16 protein-coding genes are annotated in these 16,362 nt (G+C 65.6%); 1 reads left to right on the forward strand and 15 read right to left on the reverse strand.

The features are described 5' to 3' along the window. Positions 1-4 precede the first annotated feature (4 nt). The 5 genes from DCO45_RS08100 to DCO45_RS08120 are packed head-to-tail and all read right to left on the reverse strand — an operon-like array spanning position 5 to position 5,474. Positions 5-868, reverse strand: a complete 864-nt coding sequence (locus DCO45_RS08100; RefSeq protein ID WP_116925368.1) for an alpha/beta hydrolase — start codon at positions 866-868, stop codon at positions 5-7. 28 nt (positions 869-896) lie between these two features. Further along, entirely contained in the window at positions 897-2,561 is a 1,665-nt protein-coding gene (locus DCO45_RS08105; protein WP_116925369.1) for an ABC transporter ATP-binding protein, read from the reverse strand. Beyond that, positions 2,558-3,376 (reverse strand): ABC transporter permease, encoded by an 819-nt coding sequence (locus DCO45_RS08110; RefSeq protein WP_116925370.1) that lies wholly within the window; start codon positions 3,374-3,376, stop codon positions 2,558-2,560. Before DCO45_RS08110 ends, DCO45_RS08105 begins: the two co-directional genes overlap by 4 nt. Beyond that, positions 3,373-4,317, reverse strand: a complete 945-nt coding sequence (locus tag DCO45_RS08115) for an ABC transporter permease (RefSeq protein ID WP_116925371.1) — start codon at positions 4,315-4,317, stop codon at positions 3,373-3,375. Before DCO45_RS08115 ends, DCO45_RS08110 begins: the two co-directional genes overlap by 4 nt. Positions 4,318-4,322: 5 nt before the next feature. After that, a complete protein-coding gene (locus tag DCO45_RS08120) occupies positions 4,323-5,474 on the reverse strand; it encodes a C45 family peptidase (protein WP_116925372.1) in 1,152 nt (383 codons plus the stop codon). 242 nt (positions 5,475-5,716) lie between these two features. On the opposite strand from DCO45_RS08120, the gene DCO45_RS08125 reads away from it, so the two are divergent. Further along, the gene (locus tag DCO45_RS08125; RefSeq protein ID WP_232539490.1) at positions 5,717-6,592 is read left to right on the forward strand and encodes a GntR family transcriptional regulator; all 876 of its coding nucleotides are present in this window, start codon (positions 5,717-5,719) and stop codon (positions 6,590-6,592) included. A 9-nt stretch (positions 6,593-6,601) separates the two neighbouring features. Here the strand turns inward: DCO45_RS08125 and DCO45_RS08130 are convergent, their stop codons facing one another. The 10 genes from DCO45_RS08130 to DCO45_RS08175 all read right to left on the reverse strand — a co-directional run bounded on the left by DCO45_RS08130 (position 6,602) and on the right by DCO45_RS08175 (position 16,226). Further along, positions 6,602-7,348, reverse strand: coding sequence for a siderophore-interacting protein (locus tag DCO45_RS08130; RefSeq protein WP_116925373.1), 747 nt, complete (start codon positions 7,346-7,348; stop codon positions 6,602-6,604). Positions 7,349-7,462: 114 nt separating this feature from the next. Further along, positions 7,463-8,452 (reverse strand): D-glycerate dehydrogenase, encoded by a 990-nt coding sequence (locus DCO45_RS08135; protein WP_116925374.1) that lies wholly within the window; start codon positions 8,450-8,452, stop codon positions 7,463-7,465. Positions 8,453-8,475: 23 nt separating this feature from the next. Continuing rightward, positions 8,476-9,426 carry a sugar kinase gene (locus tag DCO45_RS08140; protein ID WP_116925375.1) on the reverse strand — a complete coding sequence of 317 codons (951 nt, stop codon included), beginning with the start codon at positions 9,424-9,426 and terminating at the stop codon, positions 8,476-8,478. A gap of 49 nt (positions 9,427-9,475) precedes the next feature. Further along, positions 9,476-10,288: a TIM barrel protein gene (locus tag DCO45_RS08145; protein ID WP_116925376.1), complete on the reverse strand. Its 813-nt coding sequence runs from the start codon at positions 10,286-10,288 to the stop codon at positions 9,476-9,478. Positions 10,289-10,439: 151 nt separating this feature from the next. After that, positions 10,440-11,195, reverse strand: coding sequence for an amino acid ABC transporter ATP-binding protein (locus DCO45_RS08150; RefSeq protein WP_021027999.1), 756 nt, complete (start codon positions 11,193-11,195; stop codon positions 10,440-10,442). 304 nt (positions 11,196-11,499) lie between these two features. After that, entirely contained in the window at positions 11,500-12,297 is a 798-nt protein-coding gene (locus DCO45_RS08155) for a transporter substrate-binding domain-containing protein (RefSeq protein ID WP_116925377.1), read from the reverse strand. Positions 12,298-12,475: 178 nt separating this feature from the next. Further along, on the reverse strand, positions 12,476-13,117 hold the full coding sequence (locus tag DCO45_RS08160) for an amino acid ABC transporter permease (protein ID WP_116925378.1): 642 nt from the start codon (positions 13,115-13,117) through the stop codon (positions 12,476-12,478). An 18-nt stretch (positions 13,118-13,135) separates the two neighbouring features. Beyond that, entirely contained in the window at positions 13,136-13,807 is a 672-nt protein-coding gene (locus DCO45_RS08165; RefSeq protein WP_116925379.1) for an amino acid ABC transporter permease, read from the reverse strand. Between the two features lie 118 nt (positions 13,808-13,925). Beyond that, positions 13,926-15,044, reverse strand: a complete 1,119-nt coding sequence (locus DCO45_RS08170; RefSeq protein ID WP_116925380.1) for a LacI family DNA-binding transcriptional regulator — start codon at positions 15,042-15,044, stop codon at positions 13,926-13,928. A gap of 291 nt (positions 15,045-15,335) precedes the next feature. Next, positions 15,336-16,226, reverse strand: coding sequence for a LysR family transcriptional regulator (locus DCO45_RS08175; protein WP_313900094.1), 891 nt, complete (start codon positions 16,224-16,226; stop codon positions 15,336-15,338). Positions 16,227-16,362 lie beyond the last annotated feature (136 nt).

The raw sequence follows: 16,362 nt of genomic DNA on the forward strand, positions 1-16,362 counted from the left end.
GTTCTTACACCGAGGCAGCTTGCGGCGTGCGCAGGCACTGCTGCAAGAAGGCCTCGACCGGCTCGATGACCTTGAAGGGCTCGTGCGCAATGCCGGGCACGGTGTCGCGCTGCACGCGGATGCCATGCGCGGCAAAGCTGTCGGCCAGCGCGGTGATGCGCTCGATGCGGTTGTCGCCCTGCAGCTGGGCGCCATCCATCCACAGCGCGCTGTCGCGCGGAATGGTGATCTCCCAGGTGGCGGTGTCGGCCGTGCCGATGATGGTCTGCACGGCTACCTCGCGCATCGCGGCCAGGTTGAGCGTGCGGCCAAAGCGCTGCTCGATATCGCGCACGCCCACCCACCAGTCGTAGTCGGTGTTGAGCAGGGTGACCACGCCCGGCGCGCCAATCGAGACGGCCTGCAGGCGCTCGGGGTGCAGCAGAAAAAAGCGCTGGCAGAACTGGCCGCCGCCCGAGAAGCCGTACATCAAAAAGCGCTGGCTGCGCACGCGGTACTTGGCCGCCACCTCATCGACCATGGACAGCAGCACCTGGTCATAGCGGATGCCATGGAAAAGAATGCGCTTGTAGTTGGCCAGATCGCCCGCCACGCCAATGCCGGCGGGGAAAAGCGGCGCCAGCACGATGCAGTCATTGCGGTCGGCAAAGTCGGCAAAGCGGTCGCGGTACTGGCTGGCGGTGCGGCCCGTGCCGTGCACGATCACCGCCAGGTTATAGAGCTTGTCCTCGCTTTCGCTGTAGTTCTTGGGCACGTAGAGGCAGTAGCTGAAGCGCTGGTCGAACTGGCTGGCAAAAAAGGTGGTGGCGCCAAAGTCGTAAAAGCTCAGTTGGATGCCGTGACCCTGGCGGGCGGGAGGGGATGACATAAAGGACTCCTGAAAGTTTGCTGAATTTTTAGGCATGGCAGGCGGCGTTGTCCGCATGGGCGTTGGCATGGCGCCAGCGCAGGTGCACGCCGCCATCGGGCGTCGCCTGCAGCATCGGGATGGCATCGAGCAGCTGGCGCGTATAGGGGTTCTGCGGCTCGTCAAACACGGCGTCGCGCGTGCCCTGCTCGGCAATCACCCCGCCTTGCACGACGATGACCCGGTCGGCAATCTGCTCGACCACGCCCAGGTCGTGGCTGATGAACAGGCACGAGAAGCCATAGCGCTGCTGCAGCTCGGCCAGCAGGTCCAGCACCTGGGCGCGCACCGTCACATCGAGCGCAGAGACCGCCTCGTCGGCAATCATCAGCGCGGGGCGCCGCACCAGCACCCGGGCAATGGCCACGCGCTGGCGTTGGCCGCCCGAGAGCTCATGCGGGTAGCGTGTCGCAAAATCGCCGCCTAGCCCCACATCGGCCAGCGCCTGCTGGACGCGCTCGCGCTTGTCGCTGGCGCTCAGGCCCTCGGCCATGCGCAGCGCCTCGGCCACCAGGGCCTGCACCGTCATGCGCGGGTCGAGCGATGAGTAGGGGTCCTGGAAGACCATCTGGCAGTTGTAGCGGTAGTCCTTGAAGCCCGGGCTGCCCGGCAGCAAGGGCTGGCCCTTGTAGCGCAGGCTGCCGCTGGTGGGCTGCAGCAGGCCCGACAGGATCATGCCCAGCGTCGTCTTGCCCGAGCCCGATTCGCCGACCACGGCCACCACCTCGCCGGGGAAGATATCCAGGCTGATGCCCTTGAGCACGCGCGCCGGTGCCCCCTTGCGGAACCAGCGCTGGCGGCCGCCAAACTCCAGCACCAGGTCGCGGGCCGACATCAGCGGGGCCGTGCGGTCGATCTGGCGCGGTGCGCGGCGCTGGGGCAGGGTGCGCAGCAGCTGGCGCGTGTAGTCATGCGCGGGGGCGGCCAGCACCTGGGCGGTGGGGCCGGTCTCGACGATGTCGCCCTGCTTCATCACCACCATGCGGTCCGCGTAGCGGGCCACCATCGGCAGGTCATGGCTGATCAGCAGCACAGCGGTGCCGTTCTCGCGCGTCAGCTCCAGCATCATCTCCATCACCTCGCGCTGCACCACGGCGTCCAGCGCCGTGGTGGGCTCGTCGGCAATCAGCAGCGCCGGGCGCAGCAGCATGGCCGAGGCGATCATGATGCGCTGGCGCATGCCGCCCGAGAACTCATGCGGAAACGCGCTCAGGATGCGCTGGGTATCGCGCAGGCCCACGCGCTCGAGCATCGCGTGGATGCGCGGCATGTGCTCTTCGCGCGCCTGGGGCAGGTGCATGCGCAGGCCTTCGAGCAGCTGCTCGCCAATGCTCAGGGTGGGCGTGAGCGAGGTCATCGGCTCCTGGAACACCATGGCCACGCGCGGGCCGCGCACAGCGCGCAGCTGGCGCTCGTTCATCGCATAGAGCGACTGGCCGTCCAGCAGGATGTCGCCCGCGCTGCGGCTGATGGCATGGGGCGTGAGCCGCATCACGGCGCGGCTGAGCATGGTCTTGCCCGAGCCCGATTCACCGACAATGCCGACAATCTCGCCAGCGGCCAGCTGCAAGGATGCATTGCGCACCACCAGTTTGCCGGCGCCGGCCGAGAGGCTCAGATTCTGGATCTGCAGCAGGGTAGGGGATGGGGTCATACGCGCCTCCGCATGCGTGGGTCGAGCCGGTCGCGCAGGGCGTCGCCGAGCAGGTTGATGCCCAGCAGTGCCAGCGAGATCGCCAGCCCTGGGAAAATCGCCAGCCAGGCCGCCTGGCTGACATAGGAGCGGCTGCCCGCCAGCATGTTGCCCCAGGTGGGTGCCGGTGGCGCCACGCCCAGGCCCAGAAAGCTCAGCGAGCTCTCGGCCAGGATGATCCAGCCACACATGGAGGTGGCCATGACGATCACCGGTGCAATGCAGTTGGGCAGCACATGGCGCAGCAAGGTGTAGGTCTCGGAGTTGCCCATGACGCGCGAGGCACGCACAAAATCACGCTCGCGCAGGCCCAGCACCGTGCCGCGCACCACCCGCACCACCGATGACGCATAGGCCAGTGCCAGCGCGATGATGATGCCGCTGGTGCTGGCGCCAAACACCGCCAGCAGGCCCAGCGCCATCAACAGGCCCGGGAAGGCCAGCAGCGCATCGTTGATGGCCATCAGGATGCGGTCGGGCCAGCCGCGCAGGTAGCCGCTGAGCGCGCCAATCAGAACACCAAAGAAGGTGGCCAGAAACACGGTGCTGAGGCTGATGCGGATGCTGGTGGCGGTGCCACGCATCAGGCGGCTGAGCACATCGCGGCCCAGCTCGTCGGTGCCCATCCAGTGCTGCCAGCCGGGCGCTGCCAGGCGGGTCTTGAAGTCCAGCTTGAGCGGGTCATACGGCGTCCAGAACGTGGCCAGCAAGGCCACGACGACCACCACGGAGACCAGGCCAGCGCCCAGCCAGAAGGAGAGGGAGCGGCGGTTCATGATGCGGCCACCCTGGGGTCAAAAATGGGGTAGAGCAGGTCCACAAAGAGGTTTACCAGGACATAGATGCTGGCGATGAAGAGCAGGCAGCCCTGGATCAGCGGGTAGTCGCGGGCAAAGATCGCATCAACCAGCAGACGGCCCAGACCGGGAATGGTGAACACGGTCTCGATCACCGCCACCCCGGCGAGCAGGTTGCCCAGAATCAGGCCCAGCAGGGTCCAGGTGGGGCCAAAGGCGCTTTTGAACGCATGGCGCAGCATCACCGTCATCTCGCTCAGGCCCTTGGCGCGGGCATGGGTGATGTAGTCCAGGTGCAGCACCTCCAGCGTGGAAGCGCGGGTCATGCGCAGGATCACACCGATCTCATGGAGCAGCAAGGTGGTGATGGGCAGCACCAGGTAGAGCAGCGCCTGCTGCGGGTTCTCGCCAAAGGCGACAAAGCCGACCACCGGAAACCAGCCCAGCTTGAGCGCGAAGAACATCAAGAGCAGCAGCCCCATCCAAAAGGCTGGCAGCGACAGCAGCAAGGTGGCGGTGGCGACCAGCGCCAGGTCGGTGAGGCGGCCCTGGCGCCAGGCGGCCAGCATGCCCAGCGGCACGGCGACCAGCGTAGCCAGCAGCACGGCAGGCAGCACGATCTGGGCGCTGACGGCAAAGCGCTCCCAGATCAGCGCGGCGACCGGTTGGCGGTTGGAGATGGACTGGCCCAGGTCGCCCTGCAGCACATGGCCGGACCAGACCAGGAACTGCGTGGGCAGGCTGGCGTTGAGGCCCAGCTGCTCGCGCAGGGCCGCCAGCGATGCGGCATCGGCCGAGTCACCCAGCATCAGCGCTGCCGGGTCACCGGGGATCAGGCGCACCAGAATGAAGACGGCCAGCGCCACGATCACCAAGGTCGGAATCGCCATGCCGATGCGGGTGGCAGCGAATTTCCACATGGCGCTCAGTGCTCCAGCGCCGCAGCGGCGGCGGCAGAAGGTTCAGCCGCGCCATCGCCATGCAGGCGGTAGGTGGTGAACTGGCGGTTGATGGCCGGCAGCGGCGCGATCTCCATGATGCCCAGCGCCGGCTCCATGACGATCATCGCGACGGTGGCGGTCAGGTTGCCCCCATCGGCGGGGCGCGGTGGGCGGCATACCGCATACGGCGAGAGGAAGTCGTCAAACAGCGCCTTCTTCAGCGATTCGCGCGTCAGCAGGCGGCCTTGCTCCTGCAGGATCTTGCGCACCCGCCAGTCGCGGTAAAAGCTCTCGGGCACATGGGGGATGCCGGTGTCGCGCAGCTTGGCCAGCGCCACCGGGCTGACCCAGTGGTTGGCGTGCACGATCATGCCGTCCTCGGGGTAGAGCGGGAAGGCCTCGTCGGGCGCGCATTCAAAGTCAATGCCAAAGCCCGCGGCCGATGCCACCATGATGTTGTTGGAGCAGGACTTGGGCGTGGTGGCCACCGCCTTGGCGGCCAGCGCAAAGTGTTCCTGCTCCAGCACCTTGCGGCGGATCAGGCCCAGCGGAATGCCCAGCTTGGTGTAGTCGCGCTCGCATTCGAGGTAGTTGGCGGTGATCGAGATGCCTGCGGCGTTGAGGCCGCTGCGGGCCAGGCCGCCGGCTTCGACAAAGGTCAGGTAGTCGGGGCCATGGTCCTGGCGCACGCGCAGCACCACGCCGGTCTCGGCGCATTCGGCGCGCCAGTCCCAGTTCTGGCCATGGATCAGGTTGCCCGAGGCGCTGCGCTCGGGCAGCAGCATGGCGCCGGTGCAGCCGTCGTCCAGCTCGTCATCGACGGGCTTGGTGGACTGGGCGCGCGCCAGGGCCACCACCTCGGTGCGGGCATTGATCATCACGATGTCGTCGAGCGCAACGCCCGATCCTTCGGCAATGCCGCGCATTTCTTCGAGGTAGTTCTCGTCAAAGGCGGCGATCTTCTGGGCGTACTCGGCGATCAGCGCGGCCTTGTGTGCGGCACTGATGCCGTACTTCTCCAGCGCGCCGCCGTAGAGGGCTGCGCTGCGGGCAATGCGGTCTTTGAGCGCCGCGCCATACTGGCGCCCACGGGCTTGGGGGGCGCCAGACAGCGTGACGAGTGGAAACGGCGACATCTTTTTCCTTTTGTGTTTTGTGAACTTTTAATACATTAATTTCGTGGTCATTGACTGTCAATTTGTTTTTTATAGAATCAAACAAAACTTAGGGAAACTACGATGAAGGATGCTGCCAAGACGGGAAGCCTGGCGCGTATGCTCGGGGCTGGCCGGCAAAAACAAGATGCTGCGCGCCACCGCCACTGCCGCCGCATTGCGCAGGCGCGGGCCGCAGCAGCACTACCCAGGGGAGAATCGGTTTGAAGCAATCGCTGAGTTCTTTGCAGATCGACGTCGCGCGCCAGCTGACGGCGCTGATGCATGGCGGCCGCTGGCGCGTGGGCGACCGCATCTCCGACCTGCACCTGGCCGATGAGCTCAAGGTCTCGCGCACGCCGGTGCGCCAGGCGCTGATGCTGCTGACGGCCCAGGGCCTGGTGGCCTACCACCCGGGCCGGGGTTTTCGGGTCGAGCGCGTGCCCGATGGCGACGATGCGCTGGAGCAGCTGGTGCCCCCTTCTGAGGCCGAGGCGCTGTATAGCCAGATCATGAACCACCGCGCCAGTGGCCAGCTGGCCGGCGAAGTCTCCGAGGCGCAGCTGGTGGAGCTGTTTGGCGTGACCCGGGGCGCCGTGCGCCGCGTGCTGATGCGCTTTGCCGCCGAGGGCCTGACCGAGCGCCTGCCCGGCCATGGCTGGCGTTTTACCGAGAGCCTGGACAACCCCCAGGCCGTGCATGAGAGCTATGACTTCCGCTTGATCGTCGAATGCGGCGCACTCAAGATGGCGGACTTTGCGCCCGATCCCGAGCAGCTGCAGCAGCTGTTCCGCGAGCAGTCAGATATCTTGCAGATGCCCGTTGAGCAGCTGCGCCAGGATGTGTGGTTCAAGGCCAATGCGAATTTTCATGAAACGCTGGTGTCCTGGTCGCGCAACCGCTTTTTGATCGAGTCGGTGCGCCGGCAGAACTCGCTGCGCAAGATCTCGGAGTTTGCGCATTTCAGCCATTTGAGCGAGCAGCACATCCGCCAGGCCTGCACCGACCACCTGGGCATTCTCAAGGCGCTCAAGGAAGGCGATGCCGACTATGCCGCGGCGCTGCTGCGCCGGCATATTTCGCGCTCGGCGGAGATCTAAAAACAGGGTCTAGGTTTTTTCCAGGTCCGCCTTGGGCGCGCGCAGCTCGTTCTCGCTCATACCCCGGCGCCAGTAGGCCACGATCAGCTGCTCCTGCTTGCCCAGCCCCAGGCTGTCCACTGCCCAGGCGCGCAGCGCCTGCGCGGTGGCAAACTCGGCGCCTACCCATAAAAAGCGGCTGGCGCCTTCAGTAGCTTTTGCGGCGCTCCAATCCAGTGCTTGCACCGCCCGCTGCAGCTGCTCGCCGGTGCCTGCAGCTGCGCCTGCGCGGTACAGCCAATGCCACTGCATGCCGGGTGGCAGGCGTATGTCGATCGCGTCCTGCGGGTCGGCTATCTCGCAAACCACATGGCCGCGCGTGCTGGCAGGCAGCCGCTCTGCGATGCGGGCCAGTGCGGGCAGCGCGCTGTCGTCACCAGCGAGCACCATCCAGTCGGCAATGCGGGCCGTGCGGCCACCGGGTTTGAGGATCTCGACACAGTCGCCGACCTGCGCCTGCTGGGCCCAGCAGGCGCCCGGGCCGGCATCGGCATGCAGCAAGAAATCGATCTCCAGCCATTGCGCATCGGCATCGAAGGCGCGGACGGTGTAGACGCGTGTGCTGCTGGCTCCGTCGCGTTGCGGCGCTGGAAACACCAGGCGGCAGTGGATGTTGTCGTGCTGGCAAAAAGGCGCCAGCTGCGCGCCGGCAAAGCGGATGCGGCGGTAGCCGGCAGAGGGGGAGGCGAGGGAGAGAACCTGGAGAGTCGAAGGCATGCCGCAGTCAGGAGACAAGACGAGAAAGTGGGTGGCCGCTGGCGCCGTGCTGGACACCAGAATGCCGAGCGGCCATTATGCGGGCGCTCCTGCGCTTGGCCCGTCTCCCTCAGCTCAGGCCTGGCTCAGATCAAACCCGCCTGCAGGCTTCTCACCCGCCAGCACCTGCAGCAGGTTGCTGGTCGCCATCTCGGCCATCGCGTGGCGGGTCTCGTGCGTGGCCGATCCGATATGCGGCAGTGCCACCACCTTGGCATGGGTGCGCAGGGGCGATTCGACCGGCAGCGGCTCGGTGGCAAACACATCCAGGCCGGCGGCGCGGATCTGGTCGGTATCGAGCGCATGCAGCAAGGCGGCCTCATCGACGATCGCGCCGCGCGAGCCGTTGATGACGATGGCGCTGGGCTTCATCATCGCAAAGGCGTCAGCCCCCAGCAGGTGCTTGGTCTCGGGGGTCGATGGCACCACGGAGACGACAAAATCTGCCTCGCGCATCAGCGCATCGCGCGCCACATAATGCACCTGGCCGGCCAGCGTGCCCAATTCGCTCTCGGGCACCACGCTGCGGTTGTTGTAGAGCACGCGCATGCCAAAGCCCAGCGCCGCGCGCCGGGCGAGCGCCATGCCGATGCGGCCCATGCCCAGAATGCCCAGCGTCTTGCCATGCACATCCCAGCCAAACAGCTCTTCGCCAATATTGCGCTGCCATTGGCCCGAGCGCACATACATCGCCAGCTCCGGAATGCGGCGGCTGGTGGCCATCAGCAGCGCAAAGATGGTGTCGGCCGTCGTCTCCGTCAGCACGCCGGGCGTGTGGCACAGCGCAATGCCGCGCTCGCGCAGCGATGCCAGCGGGTAGTTGTCCACCCCCACCGAGATGCTGGAGATCACCCGCAGCTGCGGTGCTTCATCGAGCAGCGCATCGGTGATCGGGTAGCTCGACCCGATCAGCGCCTGGGCCTGGGGCAGCGCTGCAAAAAACGCATCGCGCTGCGCTGCGACGCGCGGGTTGGCCACGGTCACGTCATGCGCGGCTTGCAGGCGGGCCAGTTGGTCCTCGGGCAGTTCACGAAAAACCAAAATCTGGTGGCGGTTGCTGCTCATTGCTGCTCCTGGATGCGTTGAAATCAATAGCCGGCGGCGGTCAAGGCTTCGCGGGTCGGCAAGCCTTCGGAGTCGCCCAGCACCTGCACCTGCAGCGCGCCAATCCAGCAGCCGCGCTTGACGGCATCGGCCACCGAGCGGCCGTCGAGCAGGCCGCTGATAACGCCCACCGCAAACGCGTCGCCGGCGCCCACGGTGTCCACCACCTTTTCGACCGGGCAGCCGGCCACATAGCCGGTACCGGCCTGGGCGTCATCGTAGTAGGCACCTGCTTCGCCGAGCTTGACGACGACCAGGCTTGCGCCCTGGTCGCGGTAGAACCGGGCCACCGCTTCGGGCGTTTTGTGGCCGGTCAGCAGCTCGCCTTCGGCCAGGCCGGGGAAGACCCAGTCGGCGCCCGCAGCCAGCGCATTGATCTCGCGGCGCATCGTGGCCTCGTCCTGCCACAGGGTGGGGCGCAGGTTGGGGTCAAAGGAGATGGTGCTGCCCGCTGCGCGGGCGATTTGCAGCGTGCGCTGGGCAGTGGCCAGGCTGGTCTGCGAGATCGCGGCAAACACGCCGGTGGCGTGCAGGTGGCGGGCCGAGGCCAACCAGGGCTCATCGATGTCAGCCGGGGTCATCAGGCTGGCGGCCGAGCCCTTGCGGTGGTATTCCACCTGTGGGTCGCTGCCGTCATCGCTGCGTCCCTTGATCTGGAAGCCGGTCTTTTGCGCCGGGTCCAGCACCACATGCTCGCAGTTCACGCCTTCGCTCTTCATCTGGTTGATGAGGTAGCGCGCCATCGAATCGGCACCCAGGCGGCTGGCCCAGTGGGTGTTGAAGCCCAGGCGTGCCATGCCGGTGGCCACATTGATCTCGGCGCCTGCAATGCGCTTGGTAAAGAACTCGGCGTTCTCCAGCGGGCCGGCGCGGTCGGCAATCAGCAGCATCATCGCTTCGCCAAAGGTGGCGACATCAAAGGTCTTGGTGGTCATGGCCGTGTCTCTCTTGGGTGCTGGTAGCTGTTGGTTTGTTGGGAGCTGATCAGGAGGCTTTGGCCTGCAGTGCCGTGGCGTCGCGCAGCACGGCCAGCTCCTGCTGGGTGACGGCGACCAGGTCGTCGCCGATCAGCGGGTACTCGATGGCGCGGGGTGCATCGCTGGGCAGCGCGCGCAAAATGGCGCGCCAGGCGGCGGCCGATTCGGCCAGCGGCACGGCCACCCATTTGGCGGGCAGGCGTTGCACGCCCTTGGCATGCACATAGGCCACGCGGCTGCCAAACAGCTGGGCCGCTTGCAGCGCGCATTCGCCCAGGTAGTGCCAGTTGCCCATGTCAAAGGTCATCGGCAAGCTCAGGCCAGCGGCATCGGCAGCGGCAAAGAAGCGCTGCAGTGCCTGCACGGTGCCGGCGGCCGTGGTCTGGTCGTTCTCGATCAGCAAGGTGAGGCCCGCGCCATCGATGGCGCTCTTGAGCGCCGCAAAGCCCTGGGCCGAATGTGCGACCGATTGGCTGGCAAAGCCGCCGATCGACATCTTGAGCCAGGTGGCGCCCAAGGTATGGCTGGCGGCTATCGCGTGTTGCACGGCGGCGGTGTTCAGGCTGCCGTCCATCGCAAACAGCGGCTGGGGGCAGGAGTAGACCAGGTCCAGCTGGTGCTCGCGGCCATAGGCGGCCAGCGCGGGCAGTTCCTGGGCGGCATTCAGCAGCAGCTCTTCGCGCACTTCATAGCCGTTGGCACCTGCGCGGTGCGAGAGCCGGGCAAAGTAGAGCTGGCCGTGGCGGCGCACTTCGGCATTGCCGAACGAGGTGAGGGAGATCAGCGCGGGCGAGCCCGCGTTTTGCAAAGACAAGGCCATGGTTGTTATCTGTAGTGGCCGTTGGCGCCCGCCGGCCGGCGGGGCGCTAGCAGCGATCAAGGAAGTCGTGGTGCACAGTGTTCGGTTGCGGCATGGGCGTTGTACGGGCCCAGGGGCGTGGCGCTGGCGCGCCCCCCGCGCCGCCACACCATCAATGGTTGCTGAGAATCTGGCCCAGGAACTGCTGGGTCTTGGGGTGCTGCGGGTTGTCAAAGAACGCGGCCGGTGGGCCTTGCTCGATGATCTTGCCGTCGGCCATGAAGATCACGCGGTCGGCCACGCTGCGGGCAAAGCCCATTTCATGGGTCACGCAGAGCATGGTCATGCCGTCTTCAGCCAGGCCGATCATGGTGTCCAGCACTTCCTTGACCATCTCGGGGTCAAGCGCCGAGGTGGGCTCGTCAAACAGCATGATCTTGGGGGCCATGCACAGCGCGCGGGCAATCGCTACGCGCTGCTGTTGGCCGCCCGACAGCTGGCTGGGGTACTTGTCCGCCTGGTCCGGAATGCGCACCCGCGTCAGGTAGTGCATCGCGCGCTCCTGCGCCTCGGCCTTGCTCAGGCCGCGCGAGCGCATTGGCGCCAGCATGCAGTTCTCGACAATCGTCAGGTGCGGGAACAGGTTGAACTGCTGGAACACCATGCCCACTTCCTTGCGGATGGTGTCGATCGCCTTGCTGTCACCCGTCAGGTCCGTGCCGTCCACGGTGATCTGGCCCTTTTGGATGGCTTCGAGCCGGTTGATGCAGCGGATCATCGTCGACTTGCCCGAGCCCGAAGGCCCGCAGATGACGATACGCTCGCCGGCACGCACGTCGAGGTTGATATCGGTCAGCACCTGGAAGTTGCCATACCATTTCTCGACGCCTTGGAGGCGAATGATGGGTGCTTGCGAAGGGGTCGTCATAAAGCAGTCGTTTTTCAAGATGATTGCAACACTGGCATGCCCGAGCTAAGAGACAGCCAGCAAGGGCCGCCCCGCAGCGGTGCCGTCGTCCCCCTCTTAGGGAGGCTCTGCAAAACTCCCTGCCTTGGTCTGAACGCGGGCTCGGGCGATTCGCTGTGTTGTCTTCCTTGTCAATAGCTCGCTATTGACTGCAAAAGACGCCTTGCGTCTCATCCCGATCCGCGTCCATCCCATGGGGCGAGGGTCTTGCAGAGCCTCCCTGGGGGAAGGCGCGCAGCGCCTCAGGGGGGAGCCCGTTCTAGGGTTAGTCCAGTTTTGGCAGGTCAGCGCCCAACCACTTTTGGTACAGCTTGTTGAGCTCACCATTGGCGGTGTTCTTGGCGATAAAGGCGTTCACGGCTTCGGCCACTTCGTCCTGGCCTGGGCGCAGGGCCACGGCCATGTTCTGCTGCAGCAGCTGGAACTTGTTCTCGAACTGGCCAGCAGGTGCGCGCTTGGCGATCTGCGCCGCCACGGTCACCGAGCAGCCGATGGCATCGACCTGGCCCGACAGCAGCGCTTGCATGGCCGATGCGTCGTCGTCAAAGCGGCGGATCTGCGTGCCTTCTGGCGCAGCCTTGGTGACGGCCACGTCCTGGGTGGAGGCACGTGCCACGCCCACGCGCAGGCCCTTGAGGTTTTCCGGGCCCTTGATGGCGGTCTTGGTCGCGCCAAACAGCACGATCGATGCGGCCGAGTAAGGCTTGGAGAACAGCACCTGCTTGGCGCGCTCGGGCGTGATGGCCAGCGAGGCGATCAGCATGTCGACCTTGTTGGTCAGCAGGAAGGGGATGCGGTTGGGGCCGGTCACGGGCACGATCTCGGCGGTCACGCCCCATTCCTTGGCCAGCAGCTTGGCCACATCGGCGTCGTAGCCGTCAGGCTGGTTGCTGCCGTTCAGGATGCCGTAGGGCGGGAAGTCCACCAGCATGCCGATCGTAATCTTGCCCTTTTTCTTCAGATCGGCCAGCGACTGGGCCGATGCGGTCAGGGGCAACAGGGCGCTGGCAGCCAGGGCGGCAGCAGCGGAGGTGAAAGTGCGGCGGGAAATCTGCATGCTCATGTCTCCTAAGGGTTTAATAACGCAGCAAGAAGGGAAAAGGAATGAATACAGGCCTATCGTCAGAAGCACCCGCGTTGTTGCGGCAGGGCCCATCGGCGGGACGCCGAGCAAGGGCCGCCCCGCAGCAAGGGCGTCGTCCCCCCTGGGGGGAAGGCGCGTAAGCGACTCAGCGGGGTGTTCATCTGGCTTGGCGCTTCTCAAGGCGGCCGGCCCACAAAGATAGTGGCCAGCACAGGATGAAGTAAACGGCACCGACGACACCGAACACCAGCATTGGCTGGAAGGTGGCGTTGTTGATGATCTGTCCGGCGCGCGTGATCTCGGTAAAGCCGATGATGGCCGCGAGCGACGTGCCCTTGATGATCTGCACCAGGTAGCCCACGGTGGGGGCCACGGCAATCTTCATCGCCTGGGGCAGCACGACGGCGCGCATGCGCCAGAAGTAGGACAGCGACAAGGCCTCGGCCGCTTCCCACTGGCCGCGTGGTACCGCCTGGATACAGCCGCGCCAGATCTCGCCGAGGAACGCGCCGCTGTTCAAAATCAGCGCAGCAGCGGCTGCCACCCAGGGGTTGATCTCAAAGCCCAGAATGGGCGCGCCAAAGAACACCAGGAACAGCTGCAGCAGCAGCGGCGTGCCCTGAAAAATCTGGGTAAAGGCGGTGGCAATGCCGCGCGCCAGGCCGTTCTCGGAGGTGCGCGACAGCGCAATCACCAGGCCCACCAGGGCGCCGCCAATAAAGGCGATCAGGGACAGGGCCACGGTCCACTTGGCCGCTTCCACGATGAACCACAACTCGGGCCAACCAAAAGTACGCATATTTCTCTCCGAGGGGGCTTATCGGCGGTCTGGGTAGTTCAAGGCCATCTGGTAGATGAGCTTGAACAGCAGGTTGAAGGCCAGCGACAGCAGCAGGTAGATGGCGGCCACGACGATGTAGACCTCAAAGCTGCGGAAGGTCTCGGACTGGATGTTGGCGGCCACCGAGGTCAGGTCGTCGGCCGAGATCACAGACACCACGGCCGAGCTGAGCATCAGCAGGATGAACTGGCTGGTCAGCGCCGGGTAGATGGTCTTGAGCGCGGGCTTGAGGATCACAAAGCGGAAGATCTCCCAGCGCTTCAGATCCAGTGCCAGGCCCGCTTCGATCTGGCCCTTGGGGATGGACTCGATGCCGGCGCGGATGATCTCGGTCGCATAGGCGCCCAGGTTGACCACCATGGCCACCAGCGCGGCGGTTTGCGGCGACCAGCGCAGGCCGATGGCCGGCAGCGCAAAGAAGAAGAAAAACAACTGCACCAAAAAGGGCGTGTTGCGGATCAGCTCGATATAGGCATTGATGACAAAGCGCAGCGGCGCCGGGCCGGAGGTCTTGCCCCAGGCGCAGACGATAGCGACGGCCAGGCCGATGACCATGGCGAGAAAAGACAGCTGGATGGTCACCCAGGTGCCCTGCAATAGCTGCGGCCAGGCTGCCAGGACCTGGTCGAATTGGAACGTGTAGTTCATGGCGATGCGGCGCTTTTGAAACCGGTTTCAGTAGCGCCGCAGTTTAGCGCAAGGTTACGGAACGATTACTAGGGTTTGCCCTAGTTTGGTGCGTAACGCTGTTTTTAGTGGTTGTGAATCAATGGTTTGGAGATTTTGTCGAGCCGCGCACAATGATGGTGCCTGGTAACTCCACGGTGCGGGCGGGGCTTTGCAGGCCCTGGATGCGCTCGATGAGGCAGGTGGCTGCCGCCTGGCCCAGTGCATCGGTGGGCTGGGCCACGGTGCTCAGGCCCGGGCCTACCAGCGCGGCCCAGTCGGTCTCGTCCACGCCGATGATGCCCAGCTCCCGCCCGGGCACCCAGCCCAGTGCATGCACGGCGGTGGCCACGCGCAGGCTGGCTACGGCATTGCCGGCCAGCACGGCGGGGTGGCGGCCCGCTTGCAGCGCCTGCTGCTGCCACTGCTGCAGGTGCTGCTGCAAGGCGCTGGCGTTGTGCGGTGTGCTCTCCCACACATTGCCCTGCATGCCGCCGGATTTGCCGCGCCGCGTGCCAGCCTGGCCTTGCAGGTAGCGGGCAAAGGCCTGCTGGCGCGCGGTGCGCGAGCTCACATCGGCAATCGGCTCGGTCACCAGCAGCACTTCGTCAAAGCCTTGCTGCTGCAGGTGGTCCATCGCGATCTGGACCACGCCGGGGTTGTCCACGGTCACAAAATCGGCGTCCATCCCTTCCTGGAAGCGGTCCACCAGCACGATGGGCTTGCCGTGCAGCTGCGCGTCCTGCCAGAGCTGGGCGCTGGTGTCCACGCGGTTGAGGATCATGCCGTCGAGCTGGTAGGCCGACAGCGCATGCATGGCATCGCGCTCGCGCCCGGCCTCATTGCCCAGGTTGAACAGCACCAGCAGGTAGCCAGCGGCCTGACAGGCCTTTTCTGCACCCTGCAGCACCGCCACCGAGAAGGGGTTGGTCACATCGGCCACCGCCAGGCCGATCAGGCGCGTGCGGCCATGCTTGAGCGCCTGCGCCATCGGGCTGGGCCGGTACTGCAGGCTGGCAATGGCCTCCTGCACGCGCTTGGCCATGTCGGGGGTGAGGATGTCGGTGCGGCCATTGAGGTAGCGCGAGACCGTGGCCTTGGAGACCTGGGCCGCCAGCGCCACATCGGCAATCGTGGCCCGGGCCTTGGGGGCGGCAGGCTTGGCTGCGCCCGGTGGGCTGGGGCGCTGGGGAGTGGCAGGGGGCGCGGGCTTGGGCACGGGGCAGTCCAGGGTGGTCGTTACGGTAGCGATGGTAGCGCCGAACCGCACGCCTGCCGCATTGGCCGGCCTGCGGGCGGAGGGAGGCAGTCGCGCAGGTGCGACCCCGGGGGCCCGGTTGGCACCAGGCGTTTGCTGCAGTGCAAAAGCGGCAGTTTTCCGATTCTCACCCTGTGGATAATTTTGTGCAATGTTCCCGTTGTTGCGTGAGAAACTCCCTGCAATCTCCCTCTAGAGAAGAAATGCACACCGGGAAGCCGGTTTCTGTGGATAAGTTAATTTCATAGCAACTTAGTCAAGTGCTGTGTGGGCGTTGAGGAGGCAGTCGATGAAGGCTTGCGCCACACGGCTCGGCGCAGGCGATAAGCGCCACATGGCCACGAATTGGCAGCGGTATTGGAAGCGTTCTGGCCGCACAGCCCGCATCAAACCTTGGTTTTCAAAACTGGCGGCATAGTGGTCTGGCAGAAAGCCCAAAAAACACCCGGACAAAATCAAGGTGGCAATCGACTCCTGGTCAAACCCGGTGGCCGCACGCGGCAGGCGCACGCTGTGGCTCAGCTCCATATTGGGCGAGTGGTAACCCAGGCCGGCAAACGGGTAGCTGCGCAGCTGCTCCCAGTCCAGGTCTTCATGCGCCTGCTCCCACAGGTCATGGCCGGCGGCGCAGTACAGCTGCATGTTCTCGGCAAACAGATCGCGGTAGACCAGGCTGGCCGAGCTGCGGTGCGCCGGGATGATGCCCACATGAAAGCGCCCATCCATCAGGCCGCGCTCGATCGCGTTGATCGAGCTGACGTGCAGCTGCAGGTTCACATCCGGCGCCTGGCCGTGGAACTGCGCAATCGCGCGGTGGATCTGGGCCTGCGGGTTGCTCACCGTCTTGTCGAAGATGGCGATCTCCAGATTGCCGCCCATGCGGGCGTGGATATCGTCAATGCGGCTGCGGAACAGATCGACGCCGCCCAGCAGCTGCAAGGTGGCCTCGTAGACCTGGTGGCCCTCCGGCGTCAGCGCAAAGCCCGCGCGCCCGCGCCGGCAAAGCACCATGCCCAGGCGGGTCTCCAGGTCCTTCATATGGCGGCTCAGCGTCGACGTGCCGATGTTGAGCTCCAGCTCGGCGGCCGACATGCCCCCGCACTCCACCACGCTCTTGAAGACCTGCAGCAGCCGCAAATCCATATCGCTGAGCTGGCCCAGCACCGCGCGGGCACGGCGGGCTGCAGCTGGGGGGTGGGGCGGGGAGGCAAACACGGGAGGGCGGGCAGGCATCCGCATAGCTTAGCGGCTTTGGCGGCCGCCGCCCTCGGTGTTTACA

The organism is Comamonas sp. JNW, assembly GCF_003105075.1.
GTDB lineage: Bacteria > Pseudomonadota > Gammaproteobacteria > Burkholderiales > Burkholderiaceae_C > Comamonas > Comamonas squillarum.